Source organism: Pseudoalteromonas sp. SG44-1 (assembly GCF_014164315.1).
Classification (GTDB): Bacteria; Pseudomonadota; Gammaproteobacteria; order Enterobacterales; family Alteromonadaceae; genus Pseudoalteromonas; species Pseudoalteromonas rhizosphaerae.
In genome coordinates this window covers 37603-54421 of the sequence record NZ_JACJEW010000023.1, presented here as the reverse complement: position 1 = coordinate 54421, position 16819 = coordinate 37603, and the positions used below count along the sequence as shown (strand labels likewise).

The window sequence follows — 16819 nt, the reverse complement described above, 5'->3', positions numbered from 1 at the left end:
AGTGCTAATGTTTTATTTAATGTGTTCATAATTAATATTCCTTCAATGTACTATCAAAAAATTTGTCTCAATACTGGTTTTCAATGCGAGTAAAGTCTTCCTTGTTATCCTTTATCATGGGTTCCCTGCCCACTTAGGTTGTCTTTGGCAACTCAGGATAAACTCAGTATTAGGTTATTAAGCTTTTGAAAACTCTTCTTTTGATAACTCACCGTTTTGGTCAGTATCAAGCTCTGCAAATGTTGTAGATGTAATACCACCCATTGATGCTTCTTGCTGGCTCAGAGCTCCATTCCCATCAACATCTAGCGTATCAAAATCGGTAGCAGCAAACGCCGCTGATGAAGATGCCAGTGCGATAAGTGCTAATGTTTTATTTAATGTGTTCATAATTAATATTCCTTCAATGTACTATCAAAAAATTTGTCTCAATACTGGTTTTCAATGCGAGTAAAGTCTTCCTTGTTATCCTTTATCATGGGTTCCTTGCCCACTTAGGTTGTCTTTGGCAACTCAGGATAAACTCAGTATTAAATTATTAAGCTTTTGAAAACTCTTCTTTTGATAACTCACCGTTTTGGTCAGTATCACGCTCTGCAAATCTATTTAAAAGCTCAGCATCTTCTGCGGCTTCAACTTGACTGATCACACCATTTTCATCAACATCAAGGGTATCGAAGTCTAACGCCTCAAAGGCAAATGCTGCTGATGAAGAGGTTAATGCAATAAGTACTATCGCTTTATTTAGTATGTTCATTGGTTATCTCCTTTCACCTGAGATGATTAATAGTGTGTTACGAAGTCCTTTTCATTTTTCCCTGTCAAAAAGCGACATTAAGCTTTTGAAAACTCTGCTTTTGAAAGTTCGCCGTTACCGTCGCTATCAAGCTCTGCAAATTGGCTCATAAGCTCAGCATCAACTGAAGCTTCACTTTGGCTAATTGCGCCATTACCATCAACATCTAATGTGTCAAAGTCTGTTGCAGCAAATGCGGCTGAAGAAGATGCTAGAGCAATAAGTGCCAACGTTTTATTTAATGTGTTCATAATAAATATTCCTTCAATGTTTATGGTTTCGAACGATGTGCTAATCACATTTTCGTTCTGTACAACTAGACTATTACAACTTCGGTGCCACATTTTAAAAAACCTTTAAAATCAAATTGTTAAAAATAAACTTCACTTTTGACTGGCTATTCACGGTGTTTTTTGTTGCTTTTTAGCAACACGTAAACCACCTATAAAATATAGTTTATAAAAATCAATTGATTAGGTTTAATAGAAAAGACACAGATCCGTACTTACAGTGTTCGTATTTATATTTTTATAGGCAAGAAAAGTGACAGGCGCTGAAATTAACCAGCTGAAAACTAGCAACTGAAATAAATAAAAAATCTATGTTACTGATAATTAATGACAATAAAAATAAATTTAGAGTTCTTTAAGGTAGGTTACGGTATATCCGCTATTTTGTCGCAAAATAGCGAATATGCACAAATTTACACCAGCGGCTCAAGCACTGAAAGGTCAATAAAGTGGTCTTTCATGAAAGTTTTCATCTCGTCTTCACTTGCCGTTAGTTGAATACCAAATTGCGCGCTAGTGGCATGGCTTTTAACACTGCATATTTGTCCGCTAAACTCAGTAACACCTTTATTATTTTTATCGAGCATAATATGACACTGAGTATTCTTTAATTCACTGAGATCAGCTTTGCTTTTTACATCAAACATCACCCCAGTTACTGAGATATCTTTAATAACTCCTTGCATCTCGCGTTCGTCATTAAACTTTATTTTTGCAGCTAATAATGTGGGAATACGAGTTTGTGATCGTAAACTAAATAATTGCACTTCAGTTGGGAAGTTTAAATAAATAAGCCGTGCCGGGTGCGACGACACTGACATAACCTGCTGACGAAATGCTATAACTTGCCCACCACCGCTTTCAAGCACCGCTCTGACGATCACCACAACACCATCTTTTAAATATTCCCCCGCGTTACCTAAACGCTTTGCTGAGGGGTAATTTAAGATCACAAAACGCTCATGCAATAAACCAACAAATTCAGTTTTAACTCGTTTGCTGGCTGTGGGTGTTAAGATTTCGACATCAACAATGCTACCAGCACTAATATAGGCAAGGTTTTCTAAGTTTAATTGTTGTCTTGTTTTTGCCATTTCCTTTCCAACTACAAATAAATCATCTTGTACAAGTAATCGCTTTTATACAAATTAACCACGCCAGAAGGTCGGTGTAAACAACACTAATAAGGTGAATATCTCTAATCGCCCAAACACCATCGCAATGGTTAATAGCCATTTAGCGCCATCACTAATAGCGCCATAATGCGATGCAACATCCCCCAAACCAGGGCCGAGGTTATTTAAGCAAGCTGCGGTGGCTGAGAACGCCGTTATGTTATCCATACCGGTGCCCATTAACGCTAACATAATAATGACAAATACCAACGCATAAGCAGAGAAAAATCCCCATACGGCTTCAACTACTTTATCTGGTAATGCCTTACGACCAAGTTTAATAGAGTAAATAGCACGAGGATGCACTAACCGATTAAGCTCACGTATTCCTTGCAGATAAAGTAAAAACACCCGAACTACTTTCATACCGCCGCCGGTTGAACCCGCACAACCACCAATAAAGCTCGAAAATATCAGTAAAATAGGCAAGAACAACGGCCATGCTGAAAAATTATCGGTGGCAAAACCCGCAGTAGTACTAATTGATACCGCTTGAAATAATGCCTGATCGAGCGTTTCGTCACCGTTTGCATATATATTATTGGACGACAGTACCGTAAAACACACAATCACCAGCGCTAGTTGAATAAACAAAAACACTTTAAACTCAGGGTCGCGGATATACACCCTGAGATTTCGACTCGAAACAGCCGCGTAATGCAAGGTGAAATTAACGGCAGCGATGATTAGAAATATCACGCAAATAAAGTTGATTAATGGACTGTCAAAGTGTCCCATAGAAGCATCGTAAGTAGAGAATCCGCCTATTGCAACTGTAGAAAATGAATGACAAATGGCATCAAACCAATTCATTCCGGCAGCCCAATATGCCAAAGTACACGCCGTAGTTAACGACACATAAATATACCAAAGATGTTTTGCGGTATCGGCAATACGTGGCGTCATTTTGGAGTCTTTAACAGGCCCGGGAATTTCAGCTCGATACAGCTGCATACCACCCACACCAAGCATTGGTAGTATCGCAACCGCAAGTACGATTATCCCCATACCGCCAAACCATTGTAATTGCTGACGATAAAATAATACCGATTTAGGAAGATACTCAATGCCCGTGAGCACAGTTGCCCCTGTAGTCGTTAAACCTGAGAACGCTTCAAATACCGCATCCGCTAAAGATAAATTAGGTTCTTGTAAAAAAATCAGCGGTAAGGATGCGAACGCCCCTAGCACTAACCAAAATAGCACCACAATTAAAAAGCCTTCGCGTGCTTTCAAATCCCCATGCTCATGACGGTTAGGGTAGTAAGCAATTAAGCCAATAATGACACTGAATATAAATGCGAGGACAAATGGCACACCACCACCATCTTTATAAATGAGCGATACAATTGCCGGCGGCACCATAGTGATACTAAACAGTACAACCAATTGGCCGAGAATTTTTATGATGGTACGAAATTGCATTGAGCTATCGCTTTTTTATTAAGTAATGATTAGTGCGTGAATGCTATTGTCTTACTCTTTAATACTTAACTCAACCGCGCCATGACTCAAATCATAAATATCTTTTATGGCTTGTGTGGCTTGGCGGCTATCTATAGTGATAACCCATTCAATATTAGCAGTAAATTGCTTTTCTATGTTAAGTACTTGAAATTGCGTTTTTAGTAACTGCTCTATCGCTCCTTGTGCGCTGTAATCACTACAGCCCACCAGCTCAACACTAGGAACTTTTAATGTGGTTGTTAAATGTGCCAAGGCATTATTTAGCGAGCCACCATATGCTCTGACTAATCCGCCAGTGCCTAATTTTATACCGCCAAAGTAACGAGTAACTACCGCGGTGACTTCTCCAAGCCCAGAGCCCATTAACACATTAAGCATAGGCTTTCCTGCCGTACCATTTGGCTCACCATCATCAGAGAAACCATACACATGACTACCACCTGGATTGCCTGCAACATGCGCCCAACAGTTATGACGAGCATCACTGTATTTACTTTCAATCTCACGGATAAACGCTTTTGCCGAGACTAAATCTGGCGTATGAGCTATATGCACAATAAAGGTGCTTTTTTTTATTTCTTCTTGATGAAAAACGGTTGCAGCTGGGTGCTTATATTCTGACATTCTTTGATAAACCCAAATAATGAAGCAAAAAATGGGGCCATATGGCCCCAACTTTTAACACCTGATAATTAATCTAACGATAAATTACGGGTCATATTTTCTAAGCTATCTTCGTGAACAATAATATTGTCCTCGATACGAATACCACCAAATGATTTAAACGCTTCAACCTTTTCCCAGTTAATAAACTGTTTATTGTCAGTTTGCGCTAAATCGCCAAGTAATGAATCGATAAAGTACAAACCAGGTTCAATCGTGAATACTTGGTTTTTCTCAATCAAGCGCGTGCAACGCAAGAATGGATGACCTTCAGGTGGGGCTTGATGTGTACCCTTTTCATCAGCCATAAAACCACCCATATCATGTACTTGTAAACCAAGATGATGACCAAGTCCATGCGGGAAGAAAGTCGACGTAATACCGCGCTCAACGATCTCAGCAGCTGGTAACTTAACAATATTAAAATCACTAAGCACCTGAGCAATACGTTGATGGCAATCTAAGTGCAGTTCACCGTATAACAAGCCTGGTTTCAATGCTTTACCCAATGCAATTTGGTGTTGTGTCATTGCGGCAATTAATTCGGCAAACTCGCCCGACTTTTTAAAATCATAAGTACGAGTTATATCTGCAGCATAACCATGAAAGTTAGCGCCAGCATCAATTAAGAACGAATGATGTGCCTTTGGGGCTTGAGGCTCAAAATGAGTGTAGTGCAAAATAGCGCAATTTTCGTTAAGCGCAACAATATTGCCATACGGCATTTCGTTTTCGCTTTGGCGAGTAGCCATTAAATACGCTTGCTGAATATCAAATTCAGAGCCACCGTTAAAAAAGGTATCACGCGCCGCTTTATGGCCATCAACCGCAATACGGTTAGCTTGGCGTAAGCATTCAAGTTCGTATTGAGTTTTATAAGCGCGGTGGTAATTAAAGTAATTGAGCACCGGCTCTGGATTCATAATGCTAAAGCCTAGCGCTTGGGCTACTTCTAGGTATTCTCCGATATAAGCGTACTTCGCTTTATCGTACGGTAATAGTTTTTCAACTTGATCAGGCTGTAATAATAGCTCGATATCAAAGTAATCAGCCCAAAAATCTCGTGGCTCATCTGGCACTTTGTGCCAAAAGTCGACTGGGCGATAAAAAATTAGTTTTGGCTTATCACTGCCATTTACAACAATCCAACAATGTGGATTATCGATGACCGGTAACCAAGCTTTAAAATGCGGGTTAACTTTAAACGGATAATACATATCGTCTAAAAACTGACGTTTAGCTTGTCCAGAATGGATCACTAAACCTTCTAATCCTTCACGTTCAATAATAGTACGAGTACGCTGCTGCAGTGTTGCAATATGTTCGGCATATAAAACGGCTAATTTATCCATAGAAAACCCATCTGTTAAATTTAACTTATTTCAAGTCTAACATAGACCCTGTTTAACCCCAATGCAGATGCGCTAAAGCACTTGTGCCTTAGCCACCCATCTTCATATCCAATATTGGTGCCAATATATTTCCTTCGCGCCCTAAACGCGTGTGATAAACCTGACGATATGCAAATACATTTTTTACGTACTCCCGAGTTTCACGATACGGGATAAGCTCAATCCATAATTCAGCAGGCATGGCTTCATCTGGTAGCCACTTTCTGATTCTATGGTAACCGGCGTTATACGAGGCTGTAGCTAGTATTTCGTTGCCATGGTTTTTCTTTTTTAAGTATTCTAAATACTCTGTACCTAAACGTATATTGGTCTTAGGTTGACTTAAACGGTTTCCTGAAACAGTACTTTTATTTACATACTTTGCTGTACTTGGTAATAGCTGCATTAAGCCACGCGCATTAGCATGAGAACGTGCATCAGGTGCAAAAGAGCTTTCACGGCGCGAAATAGCAATGCTCCAAGTAACATCTATATGATTACGTTTACTATAACGTTCAAATAAATCTTGAAAAGCAAATGGGAAACGTAACTCTACATAATCCCATGCCTTAATTTGCGCTAAAGTATAAATAGTACTGTCGTACCAATCTAATTCTGCTGCGAGTTTTGAAGCCGCGAGCTTTTCTTCATCGCTAGAAGTGCTTGTTAAATAATTCCATTCGCGACGAGCAGAAGTAAACCGCTCAAGTTCATACATCGCTTTAGCACGTTTAAAACCAGGGGCATTAGCCACCTCATGCATTAATTTGTCGCTCACTAACAATGGTTGATTATTGAGCTCAATAGGTAAACCCAACCGCGCAGCAGCCAAAAATCCATAATAATCACGCTCTTTTGCGACTATTTGCCAAATAGCTTTAGCACGCTGTGTATCACCTCGTTGTTCTAAACTATACGCTAACCAATATTGCTGACCCAGACTAAGATTTTCTTTACCTGTAAAAAACGCCACAATGCCCGACCAATCTTGGGTTTTTAGCATATTGCCTAACTGCCATTGCATTAATTTACGATCTTGGCGATCTTTGGGCACTTTACTCAACCAAAAACGCGCCTCAGGGTGGCCACTTGATGCCAGCGATAAAGCAAAACTATAATAAACATCAGCCTTTTGCTCGTCAGAATAGTTAAACATTTTGTCTAACTTTTCCCATGCCTTAAGCGCCAAGGTTTTATCTCGCCAAATTAAGCGTTTAATTCCATAGTGTGCAATTTCACTTTCTTTAACTGTTTTATGCTTATAGCGGTACATTCCTGCTACTGCACTGGGATCACTGCGAACTTTTCGGTAAAAGTCAGCCAAGTATTGCTCATTTTTCGGTAATAAGGTTTTTAAGTATGGCAGTAAGCTTTGCGAGCCACCTTGTGCCGATAACGTAATGCGTTGCCATATTTGCTCTTGGCTCATATAACCTTTTTTACGCCAAACATTAAATAGTGAATCGCATTCTTCTGGCTGTGATTTCCCGACAGTCCATAAATTTGTTACTTGACTCATTATCGCTTGTTCCGGCGCCCCTAAATCAAGCTGATACTGCAGGTAAGTGCAAGTCAGCTCACTATTTGTAGTCTCGCGATAATTATTAATAAAAGCAGCTTTGCGGTTTTGCTTTTGTAAATTCTGCAGCCATGCTTTGCGCACCGGCCACTCTAAAGGCGTACTTTGATAAATAGTTAAATAACGCTCTATTTCAGATTGATGCTCAATATCAGGATGGCGCTGCCAATAGAGTTGCTCTACATAAGGCTTTAATGGATGGTCTAGCTGTGCAACGACTTCCTTAAACTCTTGATAACTAGCATATTTGACTTTTTTTTCAGCATCTAAAAATGCGTCATGCTCCGTATTAGCGTAGGCAGAAAATAAAGGAAATAATAATGCTGCTGCCGTTACACTTAAAAATTGTTTTTTCATGATGACCTTAAATATTCAAAGGTAAATAAAAGACAAACACTTCGCCTACACCTTAGCACCAAACAAGCTATATTTTAACCAGTAGTAAGACACCACAGTAAATTTTTCGTTGCATTTTTAATTTAAAGCAAGCACACTGATTGAAATGCAAACTCATCGTACCAGTCTTAGTTCACTAACTAGGGAGAATAATAATGTTATATAAAAGCGATTCCTTTGAAGTTGCTTTCATCAAGGATAATATCGCCGAGTTCAAATTTTGTGTTGCAGGTTCTGTAAACACTTTGTCTCAGCAAACCTTGAAAGATTGCGCCTCTGCATTAAAAGAATTAGCCGCAAACAGTGATATCAAAGGCATGATTTTTACCAGTGATAAAGAACACTTTATTATTGGCGCCGATATTTTCGAATTTTTACCTACCTTTACTAAACCAGAAGCTGAATTAGTAACGTGGATCAAAGATGCCACTGATGTTTTTGACGCGCTAGAAGATTTACCATTCCCAACTTTAAGCGCTATAAATGGCTTAGCACTTGGTGGTGGTTGTGAGTGGGTACTCGCTACCGATTATCGTGTTGCTAGCACTGATGCTAAAATTGGCCTACCAGAAGTAAAACTTGGCATCATGCCTGGATTTGGCGGCACAGTTCGCTTACCACGCATTGTTGGTGCTGATAATGCGATGCTTTGGATCACCTCTGGTGCCGAAAACCGCGCAGCTGATGCTTTAAAAGTAGGTGCTGTTGACGCAGTAGTTAGTACTGACAAACTTATAGAGTCAGGAATTTCAACACTTGAATTAGCAATCTCTGGAAAACTAGATTGGCAAGCTAAGCGACAAGTAAAATTACAACCACTTAAATTGAACCGTGTTGAGCAAGGTATGAGCTTTGCAATGGCTGAAGGTATGGTTATGGGTAAAACCAAAGGCCACTATCCTGCTCCTATTATGGCAGTTCGCACTATTAAAGCAGCAGCAAACTGTGAACGCGCCGAAGCAATGGCAATTGAAAATGCCAACTTTGCTAAATTAGCACGCACCCCAGAAGCGGCAGCCCAAACGGGTATTTTCTTAGCAGATCAATACATCAAGGGGAAAGCGCGCAAGCAAGCTAAAACCAGTGATGTAGTAATTAAACAAGCTGCAGTACTTGGTGCTGGCATTATGGGTGGCGGTATCGCTTACCAGTCAGCTTATAAAGGAACACCTATTATAATGAAAGACATCCAACAGGATGCGCTTGATTTAGGTATGGGTGAAGCATCTAAGCTATTAGGTCAAAAAGTTCAACGCGGCCATATGGCGATGGACAAAATGGTAGCAACGTTAGGTAAAATCAAACCAACTCTTAATGATAGCGATTTACAAAGCGCTGATATCATTGTTGAAGCAGTTGTTGAAAATCCTAAAGTTAAACAAGCCGTTTTAGCAGGTCTTGAAAAAGACATGCCTGCAGGCACTATCCTAACGTCTAACACATCAACTATTCGTATTGATGAATTAGCCACGGCTCTTGAAAAACCTGAAAATTTCTGTGGTATGCACTTCTTTAACCCAGTACCAAAAATGCCACTGGTAGAAATTATTCGCGGTGAGAAAACCTCAGAGCAAACTATTAACACTGTTGTTGATTACGCCTTAAAGTTAGGTAAATCACCTATCGTTGTTAACGATTGCCCAGGATTCTTTGTAAACCGTGTATTATTCCCATACTTTGCCGGCTTTAGTAAATTAGTTGTTGAAGGCGCTGATTTTGCCAAAGTAGATAAAGTAATGGAAAACGTATTTGGCTGGCCTATGGGTCCTGCATACTTACTTGATGTTGTTGGTATTGATACGGCTTACCACTGTACTGGCGTGATGGCAGATGGTTTCCCTGAGCGCATGTCACGTGCCGAAAAAGATCCGGTAACAATATTCGCTAACGAAAAGCGTTTTGGTCAAAAGAACAAGGCGGGTTTCTACCAGTATGCTCCGGATCGTCGCGGTCGCTTGAAAAAAGCTCAAGATCCACAAGCAGTTGAGCTACTTAGTGCAATCACTGATGCACCGAAAGAGTTTGATAAACAAGAAATTATCGACCGTTGTATGATACCAATGATCAACGAAGTGCTACTGTGTTTACAAGAAAACATTGTTGCTTCTCCACAAGAAGCTGATATGGCACTTATTTATGGTATTGGTTTCCCTCCATTTAGAGGCGGCGCGTTCCGTTACTTAGATCAAACTGGACTAGCTAACTTTGTTGCAACAGCTGACAAATACGCTCATCTAGGTGCGATTTACCAAGTATCTGAACAAACTCGCAAATGGGCTGAAGAAGGCCGTATTTTCTATAAGGTGGAAGGATAAGACCATGAATACTCCAGTAATTGTAGATTGTATCCGCACGCCAATGGGCCGTTCAAAAAACGGTGTATTTAAACATAAGCGTGCCGAAGATTTAAGCGCCCACTTAATGAAGGGCTTACTTGATCGCAACCCAGCCGTTGATCCAGCATCGATTGACGATATCTATTGGGGTTGTGTACAACAAACTTTAGAGCAAGGTTTTAACGTTGCTCGAAATGCCGCATTACTTGCCGGCATTCCTCACACAGTGCCAGCGGTAACAGTAAACCGCTTATGTGGATCATCAATGCAAGCATTACACGATGCTGCTCGCGCAATCATGACTGGCGCTGGTGATACCTACATCATTGGTGGTGTTGAGCACATGGGTCATGTGCCAATGACCCACGGTAACGACTTTCACCCAGGCTTAGCAACTTCAATTGCACAAGCATCTGGCTCAATGGGCTTAACCGCAGAGTACCTTGCAACTATTCACGGTATTACCCGTGAGCAGCAAGACCAATTTGCATACCGCTCACATCAACGAGCTCATGCAGCAACGGTTGAAGGACGTTTCCGCCGCGAAATCCTCGCAATGGAAGGTCATGACGCAGATGGTTCACTGATTTTAGTTGAAGATGACGAAGTAATTCGTCCAGAAACAACTGTAGAAGGCTTATCACAGCTTCGCCCAGTATTTAACCCTGCATCTGGCTCAGTCACTGCCGGTACGTCTTCAGCTCTTTCTGACGGCGCATCTGCTATGTTAGTAATGAGCGAAGAAAAAGCCAAAGCTCTAGGCTTACCAATTCGTGCACGTGTTAAAGCCATGGCGGTTGCAGGTTGCGATCCATCAATCATGGGTTACGGCCCAGTACCAGCAAGTAAAAAAGCATTAGCACAAGCCGGTATCACTATTGATGATATCGATGTTGCTGAGCTTAACGAAGCATTCGCAGCACAATCACTACCAGTATTAAAAGACCTAGGTCTTGCTGATGTAGTTGATGAAAAAGTGAATTTAAACGGCGGCGCTATCGCTCTGGGTCATCCTTTGGGTTGTTCTGGCTCACGTATTAGCACCTCGTTAATCCACTTGATGGAAGATAAAAATGCACGCTATGGTTTAGCCACTATGTGTATTGGTTTAGGCCAAGGCATCGCAACGGTATTTGAACGTGTGCAAGATTAATAAAATGTATTAAGTAATACCTTGGTGATAAAAAGCCGCGTCGATTTATAAATCGACGCGGCTTTTTTATAATTAATTTTTTGCAGCTAAGTTATGTCGCTTTATAAGCACAAGTGAAGTGACTTTATTTATCAGGCTGAGGTCGTTAAACTAGCAGCCTTAAACTAATCGTTAAGCGCTAAATAAACAGTAAAGGTTATGCAATGAGTTTTGAGAATCCCGATCACCAATTAGATGCCATTGGCCTACGCTGTCCGGAGCCTGTAATGATGATCAGAAGCGCGGTACGTAAAATGGAAAATGGCGAAACTTTATTAATTATTGCCGACGACCCATCCACCACCCGTGATATCCCCAGTTTCTGCCGCTTTATGGATCACACATTGTTAGAAAAGGAAGTGGATGCAGTACCGTATCGATATTTAGTGAAAAAAGGGCTATAAATCAATAATTAACCATAATTAAAACATTCATTAATCCCAGTAAAAGTTTAATTTCAGCTGCCACTGAAACTCTGTTGCATGTTTATAACCAAATCGTATATCGAAATCTTGATTGATAGGCACTGATAGCTCGATGTTAGTTGCAATACCGCTTAACTGTTGGTGATAAAACTTCTCAATTGATGTTCTTAGTTTTAAATTAGAAGTTACAGTCGTTAAAAATCCTAGCTCTATTGAAGTATCCAGCCATTGTTGGGTGCTTTGTAATTCACCAGCATAACCATTAATCATACCGTAAACTAGCGACTGATTAGCATTTAATAACCATGACTTTCCAACTCCTGCCATGGCAAATGTACTTGAGCAACTAAAGCACTGGCTGCGATTTCTTTCATAACCTACATTTATCTGCCATGCCCAACCGCCTTCATTTGGCCACTGGCTATAGGCTGGGTTAAATGATTCTAGATCTAAAAGATGTAATTTTTCTAGATATAACTGCGAATCAAATAAAGCAACTTCAACATCCAACATCTCTAAATTAGAGTAAGGAACTCTGGCAATATCAGAAGCTAATGAATCAAAATAACTCAATCTGAAACCTAAATTTAGGCTTTGTTCATTTTTATACACAGTTGAAGAAATAGATATATTTGAGGGTTTCTGAGCTGAATGCGGTGCATGTTTATCATAATTAATAAAAGAGGTTTCTTTACCTGGAGGTAGGACTAAACGAGCTTTAATAAGAGCTTTTTTTAACTTTTCAATGTGTTCAACATCATATTTTTTTATTTGTTGCAACTGAACAAACTCAAAAAGAGTTTCAATAATTCGTTTTTTAGTTACCACATCTAGATTTGTAAATGTCGGCTCAAAAAGTATATTTTGCGAATGATAAATAGCTAAAGCCAGCTTGGAGTCTTTCGCTGAAAGATTGTTTTCATATTGATGAAAAACACTACTTCTTGAAGGAGTAAACTCAATCTGTTTTACTAGCTTTTCGTTATTATATTGAGCACTATTTAAGCGAGAAAAAATAGTCGCAGGAATAACCCAAGGCGAAAGCTCATTCGTTAACTGCTCCCCTATAATTAATTCAACAACCCTTGCGATATGAAATGCACAGTTTTCATCCGCAAAATAGTAAGAATACTTAGCCCCCATAATTTCCCATAAATGATTAGTTAAAAAGAGGACGTCTTCTTGGCTAAAGTTAAGCTTATATTCCCATATATCTCTCAGCTCTATTTCACCATAGTTATGTTGATGACGGTAAAATAGTTGATCTGAAAAACCGGCCTCGTAACCGCCAAATAACCCTTTCGTAATATAGACCAAACCGTTTTCATTATCAGGAACTAGTGCGCCATAATTTAAGCTGTAATCTAGTAACTTATTGTGCTCTGGCGTTGATCTATTTAGCTTTAAAAGCATATGACCATAAAGCGAAGCCGGATTACTCATATACCCTGAAGCAAAGACTAAACTTACAGAGTGAATCGGTTGTTTATCTCTCCACTCTATAAGTTCGATGCATTCAACCTTTGGCTCTGAGAATTCAAGCCCTTGTGATAGTAACCACTGATATCTAGCAGGATATTTGCATTGCATTTGTGCGTCTTTATTAAATGCATCAATCGTTGCTTTTAACTCGGATGAAGGGTTATTTTTGCCATTTTTTGAGATAAAAAATGAATCACTCTCAATATAACTTTGAGGAGCTGATGCGTTTTTATAATGCCCTAATTTCAACCAGGTTGGATGCTCGGAAAGTGAGCTAGATGAATAAGATGAAAACGTAGCAAACAGTGCTAGTGCTGGTAAGTATTTGATTGTAGTCATAAGTATGAGTAGGTGCTGACACCTACTCTATTAACAGTTAAATAACTGGGCAAGTAGCTGCAAACTGTGTTGTCACTTTGCTTTCAACAATTGCATATAATGCTTGAGGGTCTTGTGCAGGTTTAGTCGCAAAATCGCTACGGATAGCATTTACAATTTGACCATGAGAACTAGCGTCACAACCACGCACATTTAACATTGCAGTAACATACTCACCTTCACCTTCAGCAATTTCTTGCTCAAGTACAGGGAATGTTTGTTGAATAAATAGAGCTGTTTTTGCACCTGCGCCTTCACAGCTACCTACAGATGATATATTTGAAGATACTGCTGTAGTACCTAAATCCCAAATAATATTTGAAATTGCTGCTGCGGTTCCATTCTCTGGGAATATCATTGCGCCGATACCACAATCCTGCCAAGGGTTAACGCCCTCTTTAGCCTGTAATGGAGCAGCTATAAAAGCCCCCGCTAAAACAACTGCTGTTACTGTAGTTTTTAACATCTGTAATCCTATTTTAATTTTTTTTATTCATATAAACGAGCAGAGTATAGTGATATCGAGCTCTTTATAGATTTAAAAGAAGTTTTGATATAATACTCAAAAATGATTGACTACGATTAACGCAAAAAATCAATAACAATATTAACAGGATGTAATTACTTTTGTAAATATAATCAGTGTACTCAAACCTAAATCTCTACTCTCACTTCTTGGTTATTGTTACTTTTGGCTGATCGTTATTATGATAATCGATACTAACGATGTAGCTGCCTTTAATTGCAGGAGTGAAGCTAAAGTAATTATAGGTAGTATTGCAATCTGCTTTGACGCTTTGCCCTAACGTCAGTGATTGACCGGTTGGATCTTGTTCACTGAATCCGCAATTATAACCTGCGCTCCAATCCATATCGGCAATTTTAAATTCATACACTTTACCCGGTGTTGAAAACTTTACTTGTGCTTGATAAAGCGCAGGCGCGACTTGAGTAAATTCATATTGCTTTTCTGCATCCCATAAATTGAAGTCGCCGCGGAGGTACATTGTACGGTCAAGTTCTTGGCCTGGCAGTACATCGCTAAGATCTGGCATTTGTATTTGGCTCGAACAAGCACTCAATAAAGTAACTAGAGCCACTGTTAATATACGTTTCATAGGTATTCCCTCTAATACTAAAAAGCCAGCATAGCTGCTGGCTTTTTAAGCGAAGCTGAATTTATTTCTGTAATACAGAAATATCAGCAATATCTAAAAATAGACCACTCAGTTGACTTAGTAATGCTAAACGGTTTTGCTTAACGGCTTCATCGTCTGCCATTACCATCACGTTGTCGAAGAAGTTATCAACACTTTCACGAATACCAGCAAGCTGGGCAAGCGCTTCTTGATAGTCGCCAGCGGCGTATAACGGCGCTAATTCAGTGGCAAACTTAGCAACTTGTGCCGCTAATGCCTTTTCGGCATCATCGTTTAATAAGCTCTCGTCAACAGTGCCTTGCGTTGTAATATCATTTTTAGCCAGAATATTACTTACCCGTTTATTAGCTGCTGCAAGCGCTTCTGCGGCGTCTAATGTACGGAAGTGACTAACCGCTTTAACACGACGGTCAAAATCAACAGGCTTAGTTGGGCGACGCACTAGTACTGCTTGAATAACGTCTACTTCAATGCCTTCGTCTTGATACCAAGCGCGGAAGCGCCCTAGCATAAATTCAAATACATCGGCTGATACATTTAAGTTAGTTAGCTTATCGCCAAACAGGGTTTGTGATTTTGCGACTAGATCTAAAATATCAAGTGGTAGTTCTTTTTCTACCATGATACGCAGCGCACCAATGGCAGCACGACGAAGCGCAAATGGATCTTTATCACCCTTTGGTGCTTGGCCAATACCAAAAATACCTACTAGTGTATCGAACTTATCGGCAATCGCTACTGCGCAGCTAATTAAGTTTGTAGGTAAATTATCACCGGCAAAACGCGGCATGTATTGCTCGTTTTGGGCAATGGCAACATCTTCGGCTTCACCGTCATGGCGTGCATAGTGCATCCCCATCACACCTTGTACGTCAGTAAACTCCATCACCATTTCGGTCATTAGATCGGTTTTACTTAATAAACCAGCACGCTTAGCAAGTGTTTTATCGGCACCTAATTGCTCAGCAATGTAACCAGCAAGTTCACTAATACGCTCTGACTTATCTTTAAGCGTACCCAATTGCTGTTGGAACAATACGCTATTAAGTGACTCTAACCGGCTTTCAAGAGTTTTCTTTTTATCTGTTTCAAAGAAGAACTGCGCGTCAGCTAAACGCGGGCGCACTACTTTCTCGTTACCAGCAATAACTACGCTTGGGTTTTTACTTTCGATGTTTGAAACAAACAAAAACTTATTAAGTAGCTTGCCGTCTTGATCAAGTAATGGGAAGTATTTTTGATCGTCTTTCATAGTGTAGATCAGCGCTTCGGCTGGTACATCTAAAAACGCTTCTTCAAATGTTGCAGTAAGAGTTACTGGCCATTCAACCAATGAAGTTACTTCTTCAAGTAAATCTTCATCCATAGCTACTACTGCATTAACGGCTGTTGCTGCAGCTTCGATTTGGCTACGAATTTGTGCTTTACGCTGCTGGTAATCAGCAACAACATGTGCAGACTTAAGCACCTCAAAAACATCATCAGCGTGTTTGATTGTGATTTTTTCTGGATGATGAAAACGATGGCCTTGCAGTTGGTTACCCACTGCTTTACCAAGGACTTCGCCTTCAATTAGCTGATCGCCAAACAAAATAGTTGCGGTATGAACAGGACGAATAAATTGTGTTTTATTCGCCCCCCAACGCATTGGTTTAGGAATCGGAAGTTTAGCTAACGCTTTATTTACCGCATCAGCCATCAAGGCTGTGGTTTCTTTGCCTGCTACTTTAGCAATGTGTAACAACCATGCACCTTTATCGGTCTCGAGTGTTTGCGCTTCACTTACTTCAATACCACAACCACGAGCCCAACCCATTGCAGCTTTGGTCGGCTTGCCATCGGCATCAAATGCAGCCTTCGTTGCAGGGCCACGTTTTTCTACTTCTTTGTCTTGTTGCTGAGCTTCAAGTGCTGTTACTTGTAAACCTAAACGACGAGGAGATGCATACCAGCTTACGCCTTGGTGATTAAGCTCTAGGCTCTCAAGCTCTGCAGCTAGATTTGCAGCAAATGCTTCGGCAAGTTTACGCAATGATTTTGGTGGCAACTCTTCGGTGCCAATTTCTACTAATAAATTTTGTGCTGACAT

General features: G+C 40.1%; 15 protein-coding genes. 3 read left to right on the top strand and 12 right to left on the bottom strand.

Translation table 11 applies throughout. From position 1 onward, the window contains the following. Positions 1 to 177 precede the first annotated feature (177 nt). The 8 genes from H5187_RS12220 to H5187_RS12185 all read right to left on the bottom strand — a co-directional run bounded on the left by H5187_RS12220 (position 178) and on the right by H5187_RS12185 (position 7718). On the bottom strand, positions 178 to 390 hold the full coding sequence (locus H5187_RS12220; RefSeq protein WP_145241752.1) for a calmodulin: 213 nt from the start codon (positions 388 to 390) through the stop codon (positions 178 to 180). 148 nt (positions 391 to 538) lie between these two features. Then, positions 539 to 757, bottom strand: coding sequence for a calmodulin (locus H5187_RS12215; RefSeq protein ID WP_145241750.1), 219 nt, complete (start codon positions 755 to 757; stop codon positions 539 to 541). A 77-nt stretch (positions 758 to 834) separates the two neighbouring features. Beyond that, positions 835 to 1047, bottom strand: coding sequence for a calmodulin (locus H5187_RS12210; RefSeq protein ID WP_182718501.1), 213 nt, complete (start codon positions 1045 to 1047; stop codon positions 835 to 837). 452 nt (positions 1048 to 1499) lie between these two features. Further along, positions 1500 to 2180, bottom strand: coding sequence for a flagellar brake protein (locus H5187_RS12205; protein ID WP_182740626.1), 681 nt, complete (start codon positions 2178 to 2180; stop codon positions 1500 to 1502). Between the two features lie 54 nt (positions 2181 to 2234). Further along, positions 2235 to 3686, bottom strand: a complete 1452-nt coding sequence (locus H5187_RS12200) for a TrkH family potassium uptake protein (protein WP_182718503.1) — start codon at positions 3684 to 3686, stop codon at positions 2235 to 2237. A gap of 51 nt (positions 3687 to 3737) precedes the next feature. Then, entirely contained in the window at positions 3738 to 4352 is a 615-nt protein-coding gene (locus tag H5187_RS12195; RefSeq protein WP_182797908.1) for a YigZ family protein, read from the bottom strand. A 68-nt stretch (positions 4353 to 4420) separates the two neighbouring features. Then, positions 4421 to 5743, bottom strand: a complete 1323-nt coding sequence (gene pepQ, locus H5187_RS12190) for a Xaa-Pro dipeptidase (RefSeq protein WP_182797907.1) — start codon at positions 5741 to 5743, stop codon at positions 4421 to 4423. An 88-nt stretch (positions 5744 to 5831) separates the two neighbouring features. Then, entirely contained in the window at positions 5832 to 7718 is a 1887-nt protein-coding gene (locus H5187_RS12185; protein WP_182740623.1) for a transglycosylase SLT domain-containing protein, read from the bottom strand. Between the two features lie 194 nt (positions 7719 to 7912). Here H5187_RS12185 and fadB point away from each other — a divergent pair, with 194 nt between their 5' ends. The 3 genes from fadB (at position 7913) to tusA (ending at position 11689) form a co-directional block, all read left to right on the top strand. Then, entirely contained in the window at positions 7913 to 10072 is a 2160-nt protein-coding gene (gene fadB, locus H5187_RS12180; RefSeq protein ID WP_182797906.1) for a fatty acid oxidation complex subunit alpha FadB, read from the top strand. 4 nt (positions 10073 to 10076) lie between these two features. Next, positions 10077 to 11246: an acetyl-CoA C-acyltransferase FadA gene (gene fadA / locus H5187_RS12175; protein ID WP_149983177.1), complete on the top strand. Its 1170-nt coding sequence runs from the start codon at positions 10077 to 10079 to the stop codon at positions 11244 to 11246. A 203-nt stretch (positions 11247 to 11449) separates the two neighbouring features. Continuing rightward, positions 11450 to 11689, top strand: coding sequence for a sulfurtransferase TusA (gene tusA / locus H5187_RS12170; RefSeq protein WP_182718508.1), 240 nt, complete (start codon positions 11450 to 11452; stop codon positions 11687 to 11689). Positions 11690 to 11719: 30 nt separating this feature from the next. Here the strand turns inward: tusA and H5187_RS12165 are convergent, their stop codons facing one another. The 4 genes from H5187_RS12165 to glyS all read right to left on the bottom strand — a co-directional run bounded on the left by H5187_RS12165 (position 11720) and on the right by glyS (position 16819). After that, positions 11720 to 13441 (bottom strand): DUF4105 domain-containing protein, encoded by a 1722-nt coding sequence (locus H5187_RS12165; protein ID WP_259401725.1) that lies wholly within the window; start codon positions 13439 to 13441, stop codon positions 11720 to 11722. Between the two features lie 127 nt (positions 13442 to 13568). Beyond that, positions 13569 to 14036 carry a DUF3015 family protein gene (locus H5187_RS12160; RefSeq protein ID WP_149983174.1) on the bottom strand — a complete coding sequence of 156 codons (468 nt, stop codon included), beginning with the start codon at positions 14034 to 14036 and terminating at the stop codon, positions 13569 to 13571. 202 nt (positions 14037 to 14238) lie between these two features. Next, positions 14239 to 14688: a hypothetical protein gene (locus H5187_RS12155; RefSeq protein WP_182718510.1), complete on the bottom strand. Its 450-nt coding sequence runs from the start codon at positions 14686 to 14688 to the stop codon at positions 14239 to 14241. Between the two features lie 61 nt (positions 14689 to 14749). Continuing rightward, positions 14750 to 16819 carry a glycine--tRNA ligase subunit beta gene (gene glyS / locus H5187_RS12150; RefSeq protein WP_182797904.1) on the bottom strand — a complete coding sequence of 690 codons (2070 nt, stop codon included), beginning with the start codon at positions 16817 to 16819 and terminating at the stop codon, positions 14750 to 14752.